Origin of the sequence: Psychrobacter sp. JB385, from assembly GCF_900163785.1 — a bacterium.
Lineage (GTDB): Bacteria > Pseudomonadota > Gammaproteobacteria > Pseudomonadales > Moraxellaceae > Psychrobacter.
In genome coordinates, this window is sequence record NZ_FUKN01000013.1 from 40898 (window position 1) to 58121 (window position 17224).

The following is a 17224-nucleotide window of genomic DNA, read 5'->3' on the forward strand; positions in this document are numbered from 1 at the left end:
TCATGAGTTTATTACCATTAACCTTTATATTCCCGCTCGTTGGCTTTTTGATTTTAGCCTTTATGCGCGACAAGTTAACGGAGCAGGTAGCAGCGATTGTCGGTGTTGGTAGCATGCTGCTATCGGCATTGTGCACACTGGTGGTCAGTTATACCTTTTTGACCACGAGTCCTGCCGGCACGGTTATAGAGATACCGCTATGGACATGGTTCCAAGTGGGCGATTTTGCGCCAAGTTTTGGACTGAGCTTTGATGGCTTGGCATTGACCATGACAGGTGTTATTACTGGCATTGGCTTTTTAATCCATTTATTTGCTGCTTGGTACATGAAAGGTGATACTGGCTTTGCGCGTTTCTTTAGCTATATGAATTTGTTCGTGGCCAGCATGTTATTGCTGGTATTGGCAGATAATTTGTTCTTACTTTATCTTGGCTGGGAGGGTGTGGGTATCTGCTCGTACTTGCTCATCGGTTACTATTATCATGATAGAGCCAATGGTCGTGCGGCGATAAAAGCCTTTACGGTCACGCGTGTGGGTGACGTATTCTTAGCCTTTGGTTTATTTTTATTGTTCCGCGAGTTTGGTACGCTCAATATCCAAGACATTATCACGCGCGCGCCAGAAGTTTTTGACATCAATAATCCAATCATGATGTTAACTACTATGATGCTAGTCGGTGGTGCAATGGGTAAATCAGCCCAGTTGCCACTACATACATGGCTTGCCGATGCAATGGCAGGACCGACGCCCGTATCAGCACTGATTCACGCCGCGACGATGGTGACAGCAGGGGTATATCTAATTGCTCGTCTACACCCATTGTTTGAGCTGACGCCAGGTATTTTATTGTATTGGGTTGGTGGTGGTGGTGCCTTGACGTTGGTCGTTGCTGGATTCTGTGCACTCGCGCAAACAGACATCAAACGTATCCTTGCGTATTCAACCATGAGTCAGATTGGATATATGTTCTTAGCGCTTGGCGTAGGGGCATGGCAAGGTGCGATCTTCCATTTGATGACACATGCTTTCTTTAAAGCCTTACTATTCTTATCATCAGGTGCGGTCATTCTTTCGGTACATCATGAGCAAGACATTTTTAAGATGGGCGGTTTGCGTAAAAAGATACCATTGGTATTTTGGTGCTATATCGTCGGTGGTGGTGCGCTCGCTGCGATACCTTGGGTTACCGTTGGTTTTTATTCTAAAGAAGCGATTCTTTGGGAGACTTATGCCACAGGTCATCTTGTCTTGTTCTACATGGGTGTGTTCGGCGCGTTCTTAACGGCAATTTATACCTTCCGTATGATTTGGATCATATTCTTTGGCGAAGAAAAAACCCATGCGCATAAGCTATCAGGGGTGTCTTATTGGTTGCCTTTGACGGTATTACTTGTATTGTCTACCGCTGTTGGTGCGTGGATCACGCCGCCATTAAATGGGGTATTACCAGAGAGCGTTGGTCATCTATTGGAAGTGGCAGGACAAGATCACGCTAAGCATACCGCAGAGTATATTGCGATGGGTGCGATGGCAGCTGGTTTGATTATCGCTGCGCTGCTTTATGTGGTCAATAAAGGTCGTATGCTAACCAGCTTTAAACGGTCACGTATAGGCGGGGCGCTATATCACTGGTGCTATCACGGTCTAGGCTTTGATGCGTTATATGATCTAATTTTTGTAAAACCCTTTTTATTCATCGGCCGCTTATTTAAAGCCGACCCTATTGATAAAACGTGGTATGTATTACCCAAGCTGGCTTCAGCAGGTAATAAGATATTGTCTGCGACGCAAACAGGGTCACTTCGAGGTTATGCAACAAGCTTTGGCTTGGGTATGGCTGTATTGCTCGTGCTGGTAATGATGACGGTGGTATAAGATGATTGAGTTACAACAAACGTGGATGCTACCAGCATTAATCGCAATTCCTTTTATTGCAGGGTTGCTGTGTTGGTTGGTTGAGCGATTTAATAAGCGTCTGCCACGCTGGATTGCGTTGGTCGGTATGATATTGACCTTTGCACTATCACTGATGCTCTGGCAGTACGGCAATTTTAGCGGTATGAGCAAGCAAGTCATTGCACCAGATTCAGCCGTGCCTTGGGTGGCTGAATTTAGTGTGCCTTGGATTCCAAGCTTTGGTATCAGCTTTCATTTGGCGCTAGATGGTCTATCACTACTAATGGTGGCCTTGACAGGTCTGCTAGGTATTGCCGCTGTGGCCTGTTCATGGAATGAGATTCAACGTCGCGTTGGCTTCTTCCACCTGAACTTGCTATGGAGTCTGGGCGGCGTCATTGGTGTTTTCTTAGCCATTGATTTGTTCTTATTCTTCTTCTTTTGGGAGATGATGCTGGTTCCTATCTATTTCTTGATCGCTATTTGGGGTCATGATGTGGTTGGCAAAACCAAAGAATACGCGGCCACCAAGTTCTTTATCTATACCCAAGCCTCTGGTCTTATCATGCTGATTGGTATTTTGATATTGGTCATTATCAGCTACGCACAAAAAGGCGTGGTGAGCTTTAACTATAATGATTTACTCGGTACGTCACTTGGCGGCTGGGAATATCCAATCATGCTGTGTTTCTTTATTGGCTTTGCCGTTAAGTTGCCGATTATTCCGTTCCATGGCTGGTTGCCAGACGCGCATGCGCAGGCACCAACAGCAGGTTCGGTGGATTTGGCAGGGGTTTTGATTAAGACTGCGGCTTATGGTTTGATTCGATTTGTTTTGCCGTTATTTCCTGTGGCATCTCAAGAGTTTGCGCCGATTGCAATGACGTTGGGTACGATTGGTATCTTTTACGGCGCATGGTTGGCCTTTATGCAAACCGATATGAAGCGTTTGCTGGCGTATACCAGTATCTCGCACATGGGTTTTGTGGTATTGGCTATTTATGCTGGTACGCTACTCAGCCTACAAGGCCTGATGATTCAGATGCTGGCGCATGGCTTAAGCTCGGCGGCACTCTTCATTATGGCGGGGCAGTTATATGAGCGTCTGCATACTCGCGATTTGACCTTGATGGGCGGTATGTGGGGTCAGTTCCGTTACTATGCACCGATATTAATGTTCTTCTGTGCTGCGCTGCTGGGTATCCCTGGTACAGGTAACTTCATCGGTGAGTTCATGATTTTATTTGGCTCGTTTGCTCAATATCCGATGTTCGTGGTATTTGCAACGTTTAGCTTGGTATTGGCAGGATTGTACTCGCTGATACTGATCCACCGTGCGTTATTTGGAACAAACAATATTGCCGAACTGGCGCTCGAAGAGACCAAATCACATGGGTTACCCACGCGTAGACTTAAAGATTTGGGTAAGCGTGAGCTGTCATTATTACTGGTATTGGCCGCTGGACTGGTATGGCTTGGACTTTATCCGCAGCCGTTCCTCGATACGTCGAGTCACGCGATGCAGTGGATCAATAATGCGTATGTATACAGTCAAGTAACACAGGTAGATGCATCGCAGTTGCTTGATGCAATGGAGGCACGTTAAGTCATGAATAATATTACAATGAATGATTTGATGGAATTGTTGCCTTACGCGCCAATTATTATCGTAGTCATTACGGTATTGGCAGTTATGATTGCCATTGCAATCAAGCGCTCGCATATGGTCACTGCGGCAATCACGGTTGCTGGTTTAAATATCGGCTTATTTACCTTAATTGGTCAAATGCTGGGTATTGTGAATAGTGGCAATATCATGCCAAACGCTGAGCAGTTATTTGTGATTGATAACTTCGCTCAGTTTAATATGGTGGTTATTTTTATCTGTGCATTGGCCTGCTGTACGCTATCGTATGCGTATTTGGCCAATTTAAAAGACAATAAAGACGAACTATATTTGCTCATGTTGCTATCGACGATTGGTGCGTTACTCATGGTAAGCGCTCAGCACATGGCATCATTCTTTATGAGTTTAGAGATGCTATCAGTGCCGCTCTATGGATTGCTAGCTTATACGTATATGCGTAGCCGCTCGCTTGAGTCTGGGTTGAAGTATCTGGTATTGTCTGCAACTGCATCGGCAACGTTGCTTATGGGCATGGCCTTTATTTACGCAGAGGTTGGCTCGTTGGCTTTCAAGCCCATCAGTATGATGCTGACCAATCTATTTGAGTCGCCACTATTGATTCTTGGTGCGGCAATGATGATGTTCGGTATAGCTTTTAAACTGTCAGCGGCGCCATTTCATATGTGGACGCCCGATGTTTATGAAGGCGCACCAGCACCTATTGCGACTTTCCTAGCGTCAGTCTCAAAAGTGGCGATGATGGCACTTGCGGTTCGCTTCTTAATTGATACGTCTTTATTGGCATTGCCCTCGGTACAGATGTTACTGATGGTCATGGCAACCTTATCAATCTTGGTGGGTAACTTATTAGCCATACGTCAAACCAGTCTCAAACGCCTGCTTGGTTACTCTTCGATTGCCCATATGGGTTATGTGCTGATCGTTATCGTGAGTATTGGTGCAGCAGCTGATAGTATCTCTAGTATGTACATGGCAATTTATGCGTTCACATCTATTGGTGCCTTTGGGGTTGTGACCTTGATGTCGAGTCCGTATCGCTTGTCTGGTGAAGCGGATGAGTTGACGCATTATCAAGGACTGTTTTGGCGTCGTCCTGTCCTGACCGCTGTGATGACGATTATGATGTTATCGTTGGCAGGTATTCCTTTGACAGCAGGTTTTATTACTAAGCTATTTGCGATATTGTCTGCGGTACAAGGCACGCATTGGTTCTTAGCAGCGATGATTATTTTGGGTAGTGCCATCGGCTTGTTCTATTATTTGCGCGTGATGCTCACGTTGTTCAAACGTCCTAAGCAGTTTATTGAATTTGACGTGTCTGGACAATGGGGTATTCGCATGGGCGGCATTATGGTAATTGCGGTAACAGCGATTATTGTTTTCTTCGGTGTTTTACCTAACAGCATGATTGAGTGGGCAAGTCTGGCGCGCATTTGGTAGTGGTCAGGTCTGGTCATTTGTTTTTATAGAGACAAGATGAGTCACTGCATACGGTGGCTTGTTGGTTGTTACGGTTAGAAAACCAAGATGCGCCTGCTTTGTGATAAGCTTGGCGCATCTTTTCGTTTGTGGCGTCTAAAAATTCAATAAGTATAAATATCATAGTCATTGAAAGGTAATATCCATACAACACATATTGCTGATGCAGTTTTTCTTGTTTACTGTCTCTTCGCAAGCAGAGACTGCAAAAAATTTACACCAGCAATACCGTCGCGATTTTAAAGTATTCCAATTATAGGTAAGTGAAGCATTATTATGAGTGACAATATTCAAAAGGTAACCGTGCTCAGTAAAACCACATGGACACCAAATCTATTTAGCTTTACGGTGAGCCGCCCTGATAGTTTTAAATTTACCGCAGGTCAGTTTGTACGTTTGGGCGTGAATCCTAGCCAATTACAGTACTATAAACAGCAAAACGCCGTCGCTGATAACGGTCATGATGAGGCAGCTAATACAGCACTGAACGAAGATATTTTTCGTGCTTATTCGATAGTGTCGTCGCCTTTTGACGAAGTATTAGAGTTCTTCTCTATTGTGATTCCTGATGGCGCGTTTACCTCGCAGCTCCAGCATTTACAAGTAGGCGATGAGTTACTACTCAATACAATGCCTTTTGGTTTTCTAACCTTAGCGCGTTATCAAAAACCGTTGCCAAAAGATTTATGGCTATTAGCGACTGGCACAGGTTTGGCCCCTTTCTTATCAATGCTGCAAGATTTAAAGACATGGGAAGATTACGAGCACATTGTACTTGCCTACAGCGCACGCTCGACGGAGGAGCTTGCTTATGTGGAGAAAATTGAACGTTTGCAAGAAGAATTTGGTTCGTTGGTAGACAACCCAGCGACATTGACTTTTATACCTATTGTCACTCGTGAGTCTGTCGAAGGCGCATTAACAGAACGGTTACCAAAGCTGTTGTTAGAGGGTACGTTGCAGGCGCGAGCAGGTATCGAGCTAAACATCGATAGTACGCACGTCATGCTATGTGGCAATCCAGATATGGTAGAAGATACCAAAGAGACATTGAAATCGTTGGGGCTGGTTATGAATCGACGCGGCGAGGGCAATATTGCGGTAGAAAACTATTGGTAAGTATCAGTTGCGAGCAGGCACAGGGTTGATATCGACCATTTTTAAGTTACTTTGTGAAAAATAAGGCGGTCTTTAAAAGTGAATAATCTTTTAAAGACCGCCTTAAAGTATAAAAAAGTAAATATACTTTAAGCTTGGCTGGGTTCGGTAGCATCTTCTATTGGTCTGATCGGACCTTGCATCAGCTGAGGTTCATCATCATCGCTAATGATGTCTTCATTGCTACTGGCTGCCAGCAAATCTCGATAGTTGATCTGCGTTTTTAAAATCATCTGTTCTTCTTCAAGCTCGCCATAATTCACCTGAACCTTATGCAGCGTGCTGATGATTTTCTTATTACTCTTGAGCCAGCGATTGATATCAAGATAAATGATTTCATCTTTGGTACGCGCAATATTGATGTAGGAGAGGATAAAGCCTAGCGGGTCTTTTTTGAGTATACTATGATAGAACCAGATAAAAAGCTTAACGCCTTGACGTTTGAGAAACGACTCACAGCGTAGGTTGAGCACATCAGTATAAGTCTGCTGCCCAAAGACAAAGCGCTGCACATTGCGATCAAGCTGCACATGAACCAAGCTAAAATTACTGGCGATCTCAGCATAAATGCCACTGGTATTGACCGTACAAAATAAGCGAAACCAGTCGTCATGCATCTCAACACGCAACTCTAAAATGGCTTTTACGTTATCAGTGACGAATTTTTGCAGGGCATCGTTGACGTATTTTTGGGCAACGGGTAGGGCGATTTCGTCTTCGAGTTTGTCAGTCGTTTTGTTATATATTTGCTTAATCGACTGAGTAAGGCGCTCCCAGCCTCCACTAAATGACTCGTCAAAACGGTCACCCATGTTTTCGAAAAACTCATCGAAATTCTCTGAATTATTTACGTTATCACTCATGTTATCAAAGCCACTCAAACTTATTATCCTTATAATAATAGGGGTCGTCATTGAATACTTATAAAACAGTATATAGCAAATATAACGGCTTCAAAATAAACACCTACACTTTGTAGTAATTCATTTGAGGACGACTGCGCCTAATGTAAAACAAACATTGCCATAATAAAAATATCATTGTACCGATCTATTTTCTTTTGAGCTGCTCAGCCTACTCATAGGTCGATTACAGCTACTGGTATGGCAAAATGGGATGAAAATACGGCATCACAGTTATACTGGCAGTGTAATTCTATGTCATGTTATGATAGCACTGGCATTGTTTTAGGCTCTGTAGCAATAGTGCTTTTTATTTGTTTGACTTGATTTTTATCCGCTGAGACCTATTGTGGCCTATATCAAAGATTCACAAAGTTACCATTTTTCTGCTCAAGCGCCCAAGCGTGATTTGGGTTTGCCTATCGCGATTGTGATTGCGGTTGCGATACATGTGTTCATTATTTTTGGTATCAGCTTTTCGATGGGCAAAGATCCTGCTGCAATGATGCAAGACGTCGCAAAAGCCCTCACGGACAATATGAAACCAAATGAAGACGCGCATTTCATTGCCAATGCGTCACAACAAGGTGGTGGCACAATAGAGGAGACGCTGCGGCAAGAGACTGATCAAACCAGTCCTTTGTCTGCTGAACAAATGAGTGAGACGCAAGACGTCATTAATTTACAGCGGCAAGTTCGTCAGCAGCGCTATCAAGAAAGTTACCTACGTACCACGTTGAGTTGGCGTCAAGCAGCGGTTGAGTCTGATAATGATAGCAAACAAGCACAAGACGATGCCATGGCGCAAGAAGAGCGGCTGCGCAAACAAATTGCCACGTTAGAGGCACAGCTCTCTCAGCGTCAGCAAGTCTATGCGACCAAATCAAAAGTCGTGACGATGGATAGCAATTCGACCACGCGCGGTGTCGCAGCAGATTATATCAATACCTTTCGTGAGCATGTTGAGCGTGTTGGTAACTTGCATTACCCAGCACAAGCTCGTGCTCAAGGCATCACAGGTGATGTGCGCTTGATGGTCATCATCAATAACGATGGTAACATTAAAGCCATTCGTCTGCTAGAGAGCTCAAACTCGACCATATTAGACGAGGCAGCCAAACAGTCGGTGCGTCAGGCCGCGCCTTTTGGTCCATTTACCAAAGATATGAAAAACATTGTGGAGTTGCGTTTGATACGCACCTATCGCTATAGTGACAAAGTCGATGTGACTTATTAATACTTGTAGTGAAATATCACAAAAACAGACATCAAAAAATATTAACATGAGTTTATCAATACATTTATAGAATAAAGAGTCAGTATGGAATTTTTAGGTTTTACCGTGGATATCGCAACGCTCACCGCCAGTGCGGTCGTATTAACAACCAAGCTAGTGTTGGCCATTCTAATATTCGTCATTGGATTGTGGTTGGCCAAAAAAGCAGTAAGCATCGCTCACAAGGTCATGCTAAAAAGTCGTTTGGATGACACCGTTGCCAGCTTTTTAGGTCGTCTGTTGTATGGCGTCTTACTGGTCGTGGTTACTCTAGCGGCGTTAAGTAAGGTTGGCGTACAGACAACATCTGTCGTTGCGATCTTGGGTGGTGCAGCGGTTGCCATTGGTTTGTCACTAAAAGATCAGTTATCAAACTTTGCAGCTGGCATTATGATTGTGACTTTTCGACCGTTTGTAAGCGGCGACTATGTCCAAATCAACGGCTTCACTGGTACAGTGGGCGAAATTACTTTGGTCAATACGCATTTAACGACAACCAATAACCACGATATCATCATTCCAAACGGCAATATCACAACGTCAGCGATCACCAATTATTCGTCACTGCCCAATCGCCGTGTTGATATCACCGTTGGTATTGGTTACGACGCAGATATTAAAGCGGCTAAAACCGTCATGCTCAACTTGGCACGAAATAACCCATTGGCCTTTACTGATCCTGAACCGATCGTGCGTGTCACCAACTTGGGCGATAATTCGGTGGATTTGACTTTGAATGTTTGGACCACCAATGCTGACTGGTGGTCAATGCAGTGTGAGTTGTTAGAACAATTCAAAGTGGCATTAGACGATGAGAAGATTGAGATTCCATTCCCGCAGCGTAGTGTCCATGTCAAAGGTCTGGATCAAATGATTAACCAAATGGGTGAATCACAAAAACTATCGATGAAAAAAGACTAAAGCATGTCCTCAATTTAAAGATGGGACCGTAAAAGGTCCCCAATCTAGACATATGGACTAGATGTACGGATTCGGCAAACCCAGCTTTGCTAAAATAGCGATCTCAAATTTCTCCATCTCATCTTGTTCGGTCTGTCCAAGCTCATGATCGAAGCCTAGTAGGTGCAGTATCCCATGTATCAATAGATGGCTGATGTGCTGCTCTACTGCCTTGTTTTGCGCTTTGGCTTCACGCACCATGACGTCATGACAGATGATAAGCTCACCAAGCGGTAGTGTGGGCATTAGCTCAATGATAGCAAGGGGCAAATCGCTTGGGTAAGATAAGATATTGGTGGCATAGTCTTTATTACGTGCTTCCAAATTTAATGCCTGTCCCTCAATCTCATCAGTAATATATATGTCTAGCGCTTTTGTTTTCGACTGCCAGCGCTCAGGCTCAATGTCCTCAAAGTAGGGCAGCGTCAAACCTTGATGGATACGCTCATCTATATAATCTAACGTCGCCATCATAATCGTGCGTAGTTTATCCTGAGGATAAAAGGTATCCATTATCTCGTCATCGATACTTTCAGCTGCATTAATATCGAGTGCGACTAAGTCTGCATCATTATTGGTCATGTCATCATTTGCGTGATCTTTACCATCGGTAGACTGACTCATGTCATTGTCCTTTTATCAGTTGATGAGACGATGTCTCTAAGTATTAGTATCTCAAACATTTCAGTTATTGCCTGACTGTTTTATAGTCAATCCAATATAAAATAAATACCGTGCTGCCAACGGTATATTTTTTTACTTGCTCTGGCTAATTAGACATCAGGCTAAAATGGATTGATCCATCATCGCAAAAAACCGGACTACTCGAAAAGTAATCCGGTTTTTTATTGTGGAGTGACCGCTTAATCTCGCCAGTTTATAATTTAGCCGCTGCGTTAGCAATCACTTGTCTACGTTCTTGCTCTTTGATGCGCTCAAACTTGCGTTTTTCTTCTAGTATCAATTGCTCTTCATCAAACACATCATAAGCTTCGACGATTTTTTGTACCAACTGATGGCGTACCACGTCTTTTGAATCAAACTTGGTGATATGAATCTCTTCAATACCGCTTAGAATCTCCATCGCTTGTGCCAAGCCTGATTTGTGACCACGCGGTAAATCGACCTGAGTGATATCACCTGTAATGACAGCACGTGAGCCAAAGCCCAAGCGCGTCAAAAACATTTTCATCTGTTCAGGGGTGGTGTTCTGAGCTTCATCTAGAATAACAAACGAGTTGTTGAGCGTACGACCACGCATGTAAGCAAGTGGCGCAATTTCAATGATTTGACGTTCAATCATCTTGCCCACTTTTTCAAAGCCAAGCATCTCATACAACGCATCGTATAATGGGCGCAAATATGGATCGATTTTTTGGGTCAAATCACCTGGTAAAAAACCAAGCTTTTCACCCGCTTCTACTGCTGGGCGTACCAATAAAATACGCTCAATCTCATTACGCTCAAGCATGTCGACTGCACAGGCAACCGCTAGATACGTCTTACCTGTACCAGCAGGCCCAATACCGAACGACACATCAGAGCTCAGTACGTTTTTTACATAGCGCTGCTGATTGCCGCCTCGAGGGACGATGCGGCCTTTACGCGTACGTAAGCTAATAGGCGTAAATTCACTGGCTTCTAGCTCGTCTTCGTACTCTGCATCGTCTTCTTCTTGTTCATCGGCTTCCATGTCTTCATCACGAGAGATGCTCGATTGGATAATGAGGTGCAATTCTTCTGCACTGATGTCTTTTGAGTTTTGGGCTTCGTCTACCATTTTATATATAATGCGTTCACCGCGCTCGACACCAGTCACATCGCCACTGAGGCAAAAGTCACCTTGGCGTTGGCTGATTTTGATGTCGAGGCGTTCTTGGATATATTTCATGTGATTGTTGTATTCACCAAGTACAGTTTTTAGCTGGGCTGGTGTCAATGATTCAAACTTTATACGGCGGCTCATAGAATCAGTCAAGCGATTATCCTTATGTTGTGTACCCGACACTAGGATGTATTTTTAATAAAGTGACGGGTTTAAACGGAAAATAGTTAATAGGTTTATATAAATTTCAGATCGTAGAGATAAAAATAACGGCTATGTTTTAAAAATTATTATTGGTTATTGGTTATTGGTTATTGGTTATTGGTTATTGGAAATAAAGAGAAATAAGCGTCTTGCCTTTATTATGGTAGATAGTTTTTAAATTTCAAGCAGTACATCCGCCAGATAGCCCTGTTTTTGTATGACGATTGCAACTACCTCAAGTGGTTTTTGTTTTGTACGACTCAAGAGAGGGTATCTCAAATCTTCTATATTTGACATGTGCTTACTACACGTTTTATGTACGGTTAAGAGCATAAAGGAAAAGGCAATTTATGGTAATCTACGAGTCATATCACTCCTTTTATAATTGGGTATAAAGCTGGCGTACAATGATAAAATCATGAGAGAACAATAATATAGTTAGGTCGATATAAAATAGATACGTGAATAGCCACGTGCTACTGATATAAATGTTCCTTGCGTGCTGCTAAACAGAGGCTGCGCAACATTCATCTCAGTAGCACTGTATCGGTTTTAAAGTAAATCGACTATAGCTGAGCGTATTTGGTGCGCAGACTCAATCAATAGCAATAGGCATAACAATTAGGAACAACAATGATGCAAAAAACGGATTCAAGTCTATCGCAGGCTACAACGAAAGAGGCAGTCACTGAGCAGCAGGTGCTTATCGCTGGAGGGGGGCATGTAGGCATGTCCTTTGCTTTGCTATTGGCACATCATGGCATCGCTAGCACTTTATTAGAAAAAAACAGGTATCCAAACATTAGCCCTACGGATGATAAAACCCGCAGTCATTACTTAGACAGTCGCAATACCGCACTATCACGCCGTACGGTACAGATTTATCAAGAAATTGGTCTGTGGGATGAGTTACAAAGCCATGCGTGTCGCATTGATACGGTGCAGATTAGTGAGCAGGGTAGCTTTGGACGTGCACAACTGAATAAAGCAGAAGAAAAAGTCGAATCGTTTGGACAAGTGATCGAAAATGCGTGGCTCGGGCGTAAGCTGTTATTAGCAGCTCAACAAGAGCCATTGATTACGCTGATTGATGGTGCCAATGTGATAGCGGTTGAACAGCATGTCAACAGTGTCACACTCAGCTTTAACCAAGATGGCGAAGAGCAAACTGAGCAGCAATTGCAAGCCAGCGTTTTGGTTGCTTGTGATGGACGAGACTCTACGGTGCGTCAACTGCTAGATATCGGTACGACGACTTATGATTATGGACAAAGCGCGATTGTGGGCGTGGTTGAGACAGACAAACCTCATCTCCATACCGCCATTGAACGCTTTAGTCCAGCAGGCCCGTTAGCGGTGCTACCACTGACAGATCCAGAGGGCGATGGCAACAATGAGCATCAAGAAGGTTATAGACGCTCAGTCGTTTGGATATGCCCAAAAGGGGAAGAGACGCAGTATCTAGAAGATGACGCGCATTTTTTGACGACGTTACAGCAAGGATTTGGACAACGGGCAGGTACGTTTAAGGCTGCTGGTCGACGCGGCGCGTATCCATTAACCCGAGTCTTAGCAGACAGGCAGGTGCTAGGGCGCTGCGTCATTATGGGTAATGCCGCTCATACTTTGCATCCTGTGGCAGGTCAAGGTTTTAACCTTTGTATGAGAGACGCTCATGTCTTGGCGCAAATGATGAATGCGCAAGTACTAAGAGGTGATGACATTGGCAACGCACAATTGCTGCAACGCTATGAGAAAGCCAGAAAAGCGGATCAAAAGCGAGTTATTCGCTTCTGTGATGCTGTGGTACATGGTTTTACGCACACCAACCCAGCCGTGAAGCTGGCGCGAAACGTGGCTTTGGTTGCGTTTGACAAACTACCGAATATCAAACCATTAGTGGCTACTTATGCGATGGGTCTAAAATCTTAACTTCGAAGTAATAAAAGCCTATCGTCGTAGATTGTGTTAAAAAATGAAGCGATACATACTATGAGCAGACCACCGCTCAATAAAGGATATTCCATGAAAAACAACCATACATTGATTATAGGTAGCGGTATCGTTGGTGCCACGCTTGCGTTAAAGCTGGCGCAAGCAAAAATGCCAGTGACTTTGATTGATGCTCATCCTGCGCGTGATGAAGCAATGTGGCAAGAAGTATTGAGTCAACGCGATGCCCGTGTGTATGCGCTGAGCTTAGCCAGTATTCATCTGCTAGAAGACGTAGGAGCATGGCAAAAAATTGTGGCCCCCAAACGTAAAGCAGACTATTCGCAAATGCAAGTATGGCAATTGAATGGCATGGGCGAGTTGCTGTTCGGCGAGAATAATAACCAAAATGCCGAACCTGATATATTGGGCAGTATGGTTGAGCCAGCTGTCATAGAACATGCACTGTGGCAGCGCGTCAATGACGACACAGTCAGTGACTATCTTACCGTTATCGCGGGTCAAAAAGTAGTGAACATGGATTGGCATGGCGCTGATAAAGGCTATCGTGTGACTTTAGATAACGGCACAATCATTGAGGCCGCGCTAGTGGTTGGTGCTGATGGGCGTGGATCATTTGTCCGTCAGCAAGCAGGAATTGGGCTTGATACCTTGGACTATCATCAAACCGCGATTTGCTGTGCGATTCAAACGGAAAAACCGCATCAAGCGACGGCGCGCCAAGCTATGCTGCCGACAGGCACGCTAGCTTTATTACCGTTGGCTGATATTACAGAGACTGATAAAGTCAATCCAAACTATTGGCAGTCAGTGGTTTGGACATTGCCGCGCAATCAAGCATTGTCATTATTAGAGGAAGAAGATCGCTTTATCGCGGATAAGCTTGCGGCTGCGACGAACTATGAGCTTGGTGCTATCCGACAAATTGAGTCTATCGCCAGCTTCCCACTAACGGCTCAACAAGCAAAAAGCTACGTCGCTGATAACTTGGTGCTCATTGGTGATGCCGCGCATGGCGTCCATCCGCTGGCAGGTCAGGGGTTAAACCTCGGTATGCTCGATGTGCAAGTATTGAGTAAGCAGTTAACTCATGATTTTGCTCGTAGTGGCGGTAAAATTTGGGGCAGCAATCAGACATTACGTGCTTATGAGCGCTCACGCCGTCCGCACAATAGCCTGATGATGCATAGCTTCTCTGCGCTTAACTGGCTGTTTGCAGGATCGCTTGCTCAAGCGCGTCCTGTGCAGCAAATTCGTAATGAAGGCATGTACCGCGTGGGTAAAATTAAGCCGCTCATGCGTTTATTTGCTAAGCAGGCAAGTGGGGTTTAGCTTGCTTATTTTTATTGACATAGATTTAGTGACATAGTGTAAGTATGAGCTATCATAACCAGTAAGGCGTTCGCTATGACGACGTTTAAAACAATAAAAGTCTCCACTGCCTTATGGATGATAGGGGTTGTGTTAATAGCAGGCTGCCAATCAGTGAATCCAACCACAAGTAACATGGCACAAGAGGTTTTAAAGCCATCCGTTTGCGTGGTTGAACCGCCACCTGTTGATGAAAATGGCAAACCTATGCCAGTGGATTTGGACGATAAATTATCTATGGAGTTACGAGTATTTTTCGATAAAGATAGTGCAGAAATAAAGGAACAATATACTCCAGAATTAAATAAGATCATAGAGTTCGCAGATCGCTGTCCTAATCTGACTTTTTTTGTCCAAGGGCATACATCTGAAATTGAACAGGAGTCTATAAACGATAAGACTCTACCTTTTAAAGATTCGTCTCAGATAATGGGCTTTATTCCACTATCAAATGCTCGTGCACAAAGTATTAAAGATTATTTGGTTAATCTTGACTTGCCAGCGCATAGAATTCGCACCTTTGATTGTAGCGCTGATAATCCTATTGCCCCTAATGATACTGAGGAGGGAGCACGTATGAATCAGCGAGTGTTTGGCTGGATATCAGCACGAGATATTTATTATTATACACTCTTAGAGTGTAGAGAGTTTTAAAGGCAAAATGCTATGAAAACTCAATTAAGAAATACATTTCTAATCTTGGTAAGCGCTTTAGCGCTATCAGCCTGCCAAACATCTGTTTCACAAAATCAAAAAACTGATTTACCAGTTGCTAAAGTTATTTTAGACAGCGATAGTGATGGCATACCTGACGATATAGACGAGTGTCCAGCTACTCCAGAAAATGTAGTAGTAGATGAAAGAGGCTGTCCTTTTACGGGTATGGGAGTAGGTCTAAAAATGGAGTATCGGGCCTTTTTTACAAAGGGTAGTAGTGAGTTATCGAAAGAATACCAGCTTGATCTTGATAAAGTAGCAAAAAAGCTGAAAGAGTATGAGACAGCAACGATGCGTATTGAGGGACACGCTTCAACAGATGAAGTACCAGCTGTTGATGCAGTCTTACAATCAAATGCTCTATCGAGAAATAGGGCACTTATCGTCAAAAACTATCTAATAATGCAGCATCAAATCGATCCTAATCGCTTGATCATCGCTAGTTATGGTGCTGAGCAACCTATCGCGCCCTCTGACACTAAAGAAGGTAAGTCTATGAACCGCCGCGTTTATGGACTGGCTCAGGAGCCTGAAGACTAATTACTCAATCAGCAGATTTTGACTTAAAACAACTATCCCAAGGTCAACCCTATGCTCATCCCGAAATACTGGGCGCAATATAAGCAGCGCTTTGACTCAAAAACTGAGTTTAATAAATCTCCTAAGCAGGTCACCATCAAGCGTTATGGGTGGTCGGATATTAGTCCAGAAGCGGCTTTGGTCCACGCTAATGCGCGTGTTGCTAATGCGCATAGTCGTTGGTTAGCTGGTGAAGACATTGTTAGAAGTGAGCGTAGGGAAGAGTATAACACCAGTAATGGCATCCCTATTCGTGAAGCCATTATTTCGGAATATGGTTTTTCAGAGAATGGCTTAATAGAAGGCAATCTAGAAAATAGATTGGCTGATAGCCAGCTCATTATCACGCGTAACAGTTACGGTGCGAAGGTTGCCAATGTCAATAATATTGCGATTATTGATGTTGATCATGATGATTTATTGCCTCAAAAATTTCCTGATAGCTATGATAAGCAAGGTTTCATGGGTGTATCTATTATTGATAAAAGCCAACCATCGTCAATGAAAATAAAAGTTTGGTCTTTTGTTCTTGTCTTTATACTTATTGCCAGTAGCATCGCTTGGCTGGGTTTATCATGGTTTTGGCTGTTGGTGATTATGGTCGGTGTAACCGCATATCTATGGCAACAAGCCAGTAAAAAAGATAAAGCACGTGCGCAAAAATATGCTGATGACCTTGCCTCATTACTGCCTTTTATAACGGATTTAATCAAAAAGCGCGTTGCCAGTCATCCAAAGGAATCCTTTCGTTTGTATGAGACGCCAGCAGGATTTCGTATTATTGCCACCCACGATACCGCTGTACCAAATGATGATCTGGTCACACAGTGGTTTGCGTGTTTCCATGCCGATGCTAATTATGTACGTCTTTGTCAGGCGCAGCAGTGCTTTCGAGCGCGGCTCACTGCCAAGCCATGGCGCATGAGTGAGGTTGAAAATAATAAGTTGGCTAAAGACATTCCCGCAAAAGACTTTTGGTTCGCTAATGATAACGCTGTTGATAATAAAGATTTGCAACAAAGCAAAGAGCTAGCGTTAGACAAAGAGTCACGCAAGCAATGGATTACCTATTACGATGAGTATGCCAAAAACTACCAAGCCTGTCGGTATATTGAGAGCTTTTCTGGTTTTGATGCGGATTATCAGTTAAAGCATAACGCCATACAGACGTTTATTGATTGGCATGATAAAGCTTGTCAGGCGAATGAAGAGCTACAGTTGGCTTGATGGATTTAAAATTGTGACTTAAGGACT

General features: G+C 43.7%; 14 protein-coding genes. 11 read left to right on the forward strand and 3 right to left on the reverse strand.

Annotation, left to right across the window (positions count from 1 at the left end):
* The first annotated feature begins 2 nt into the window (after positions 1-2).
* From nuoL to CZ794_RS07520, 4 genes are all read left to right on the forward strand, one after another.
* A complete protein-coding gene (nuoL, locus tag CZ794_RS07505) occupies positions 3-1877 on the forward strand; it encodes an NADH-quinone oxidoreductase subunit L (RefSeq protein ID WP_087041016.1) in 1875 nt (624 codons plus the stop codon).
* 1 nt (position 1878) lies between these two features.
* Positions 1879-3504: an NADH-quinone oxidoreductase subunit M gene (gene nuoM / locus CZ794_RS07510; RefSeq protein WP_087041017.1), complete on the forward strand. Its 1626-nt coding sequence runs from the start codon at positions 1879-1881 to the stop codon at positions 3502-3504.
* Between the two features lie 3 nt (positions 3505-3507).
* A complete protein-coding gene (locus CZ794_RS07515; RefSeq protein ID WP_087041018.1) occupies positions 3508-4986 on the forward strand; it encodes an NADH-quinone oxidoreductase subunit N in 1479 nt (492 codons plus the stop codon).
* A gap of 315 nt (positions 4987-5301) precedes the next feature.
* Positions 5302-6144: a ferredoxin--NADP reductase gene (locus tag CZ794_RS07520; protein WP_087041019.1), complete on the forward strand. Its 843-nt coding sequence runs from the start codon at positions 5302-5304 to the stop codon at positions 6142-6144.
* Positions 6145-6272: 128 nt separating this feature from the next.
* Here CZ794_RS07520 and CZ794_RS07525 read toward each other — a convergent pair whose 3' ends face one another.
* Positions 6273-7046 carry a hypothetical protein gene (locus tag CZ794_RS07525; RefSeq protein WP_087041641.1) on the reverse strand — a complete coding sequence of 258 codons (774 nt, stop codon included), beginning with the start codon at positions 7044-7046 and terminating at the stop codon, positions 6273-6275.
* A gap of 388 nt (positions 7047-7434) precedes the next feature.
* Here CZ794_RS07525 and CZ794_RS07530 point away from each other — a divergent pair, with 388 nt between their 5' ends.
* Positions 7435-8322 (forward strand): energy transducer TonB, encoded by an 888-nt coding sequence (locus tag CZ794_RS07530; protein WP_087041020.1) that lies wholly within the window; start codon positions 7435-7437, stop codon positions 8320-8322.
* 84 nt (positions 8323-8406) lie between these two features.
* A complete protein-coding gene (locus CZ794_RS07535) occupies positions 8407-9282 on the forward strand; it encodes a mechanosensitive ion channel family protein (protein ID WP_087041021.1) in 876 nt (291 codons plus the stop codon).
* Positions 9283-9339: 57 nt separating this feature from the next.
* Here the strand turns inward: CZ794_RS07535 and ybeY are convergent, their stop codons facing one another.
* The gene (gene ybeY, locus CZ794_RS07540; protein ID WP_087041022.1) at positions 9340-9945 is read right to left on the reverse strand and encodes an rRNA maturation RNase YbeY; all 606 of its coding nucleotides are present in this window, start codon (positions 9943-9945) and stop codon (positions 9340-9342) included.
* Positions 9946-10198: 253 nt separating this feature from the next.
* Positions 10199-11287, reverse strand: coding sequence for a PhoH family protein (locus CZ794_RS07545; RefSeq protein ID WP_087041023.1), 1089 nt, complete (start codon positions 11285-11287; stop codon positions 10199-10201).
* A gap of 696 nt (positions 11288-11983) precedes the next feature.
* On the opposite strand from CZ794_RS07545, the gene CZ794_RS07550 reads away from it, so the two are divergent.
* The 5 genes from CZ794_RS07550 to CZ794_RS07570 all read left to right on the forward strand — a co-directional run bounded on the left by CZ794_RS07550 (position 11984) and on the right by CZ794_RS07570 (position 17197).
* Positions 11984-13282 carry an FAD-dependent monooxygenase gene (locus CZ794_RS07550; RefSeq protein ID WP_087041024.1) on the forward strand — a complete coding sequence of 433 codons (1299 nt, stop codon included), beginning with the start codon at positions 11984-11986 and terminating at the stop codon, positions 13280-13282.
* A gap of 93 nt (positions 13283-13375) precedes the next feature.
* Positions 13376-14635, forward strand: a complete 1260-nt coding sequence (locus CZ794_RS07555; RefSeq protein WP_087041025.1) for an FAD-dependent monooxygenase — start codon at positions 13376-13378, stop codon at positions 14633-14635.
* A gap of 75 nt (positions 14636-14710) precedes the next feature.
* Positions 14711-15328 carry an OmpA family protein gene (locus CZ794_RS07560; protein ID WP_087041026.1) on the forward strand — a complete coding sequence of 206 codons (618 nt, stop codon included), beginning with the start codon at positions 14711-14713 and terminating at the stop codon, positions 15326-15328.
* Positions 15329-15340: 12 nt separating this feature from the next.
* Entirely contained in the window at positions 15341-15931 is a 591-nt protein-coding gene (locus CZ794_RS07565) for an OmpA family protein (protein WP_087041027.1), read from the forward strand.
* 51 nt (positions 15932-15982) lie between these two features.
* Positions 15983-17197 (forward strand): hypothetical protein, encoded by a 1215-nt coding sequence (locus CZ794_RS07570; RefSeq protein ID WP_087041028.1) that lies wholly within the window; start codon positions 15983-15985, stop codon positions 17195-17197.
* Positions 17198-17224 lie beyond the last annotated feature (27 nt).

Bases quoted from the DNA above. Each gene is read 5' to 3' on its own strand.
- nuoL (WP_087041016.1), top strand. From the start codon at position 3: ATGAGTTTATTACCATTAACCTTTATATTCCCGCTCGTTGGCTTTTTG.
- nuoM (WP_087041017.1), top strand. From the start codon at position 1,879: ATGATTGAGTTACAACAAACGTGGATGCTACCAGCATTAATCGCAATT.
- CZ794_RS07515 (WP_087041018.1), top strand. From the start codon at position 3,508: ATGAATAATATTACAATGAATGATTTGATGGAATTGTTGCCTTACGCG.
- CZ794_RS07520 (WP_087041019.1), top strand. From the start codon at position 5,302: ATGAGTGACAATATTCAAAAGGTAACCGTGCTCAGTAAAACCACATGG.
- CZ794_RS07525 (WP_087041641.1), bottom strand. From the start codon at position 7,046: ATGAGTGATAACGTAAATAATTCAGAGAATTTCGATGAGTTTTTCGAA.
- CZ794_RS07535 (WP_087041021.1), top strand. From the start codon at position 8,407: ATGGAATTTTTAGGTTTTACCGTGGATATCGCAACGCTCACCGCCAGT.
- ybeY (WP_087041022.1), bottom strand. From the start codon at position 9,945: ATGAGTCAGTCTACCGATGGTAAAGATCACGCAAATGATGACATGACC.
- CZ794_RS07545 (WP_087041023.1), bottom strand. From the start codon at position 11,287: ATGAGCCGCCGTATAAAGTTTGAATCATTGACACCAGCCCAGCTAAAA.
- CZ794_RS07550 (WP_087041024.1), top strand. From the start codon at position 11,984: ATGATGCAAAAAACGGATTCAAGTCTATCGCAGGCTACAACGAAAGAG.
- CZ794_RS07555 (WP_087041025.1), top strand. From the start codon at position 13,376: ATGAAAAACAACCATACATTGATTATAGGTAGCGGTATCGTTGGTGCC.
- CZ794_RS07560 (WP_087041026.1), top strand. From the start codon at position 14,711: ATGACGACGTTTAAAACAATAAAAGTCTCCACTGCCTTATGGATGATA.
- CZ794_RS07565 (WP_087041027.1), top strand. From the start codon at position 15,341: ATGAAAACTCAATTAAGAAATACATTTCTAATCTTGGTAAGCGCTTTA.
- CZ794_RS07570 (WP_087041028.1), top strand. From the start codon at position 15,983: ATGCTCATCCCGAAATACTGGGCGCAATATAAGCAGCGCTTTGACTCA.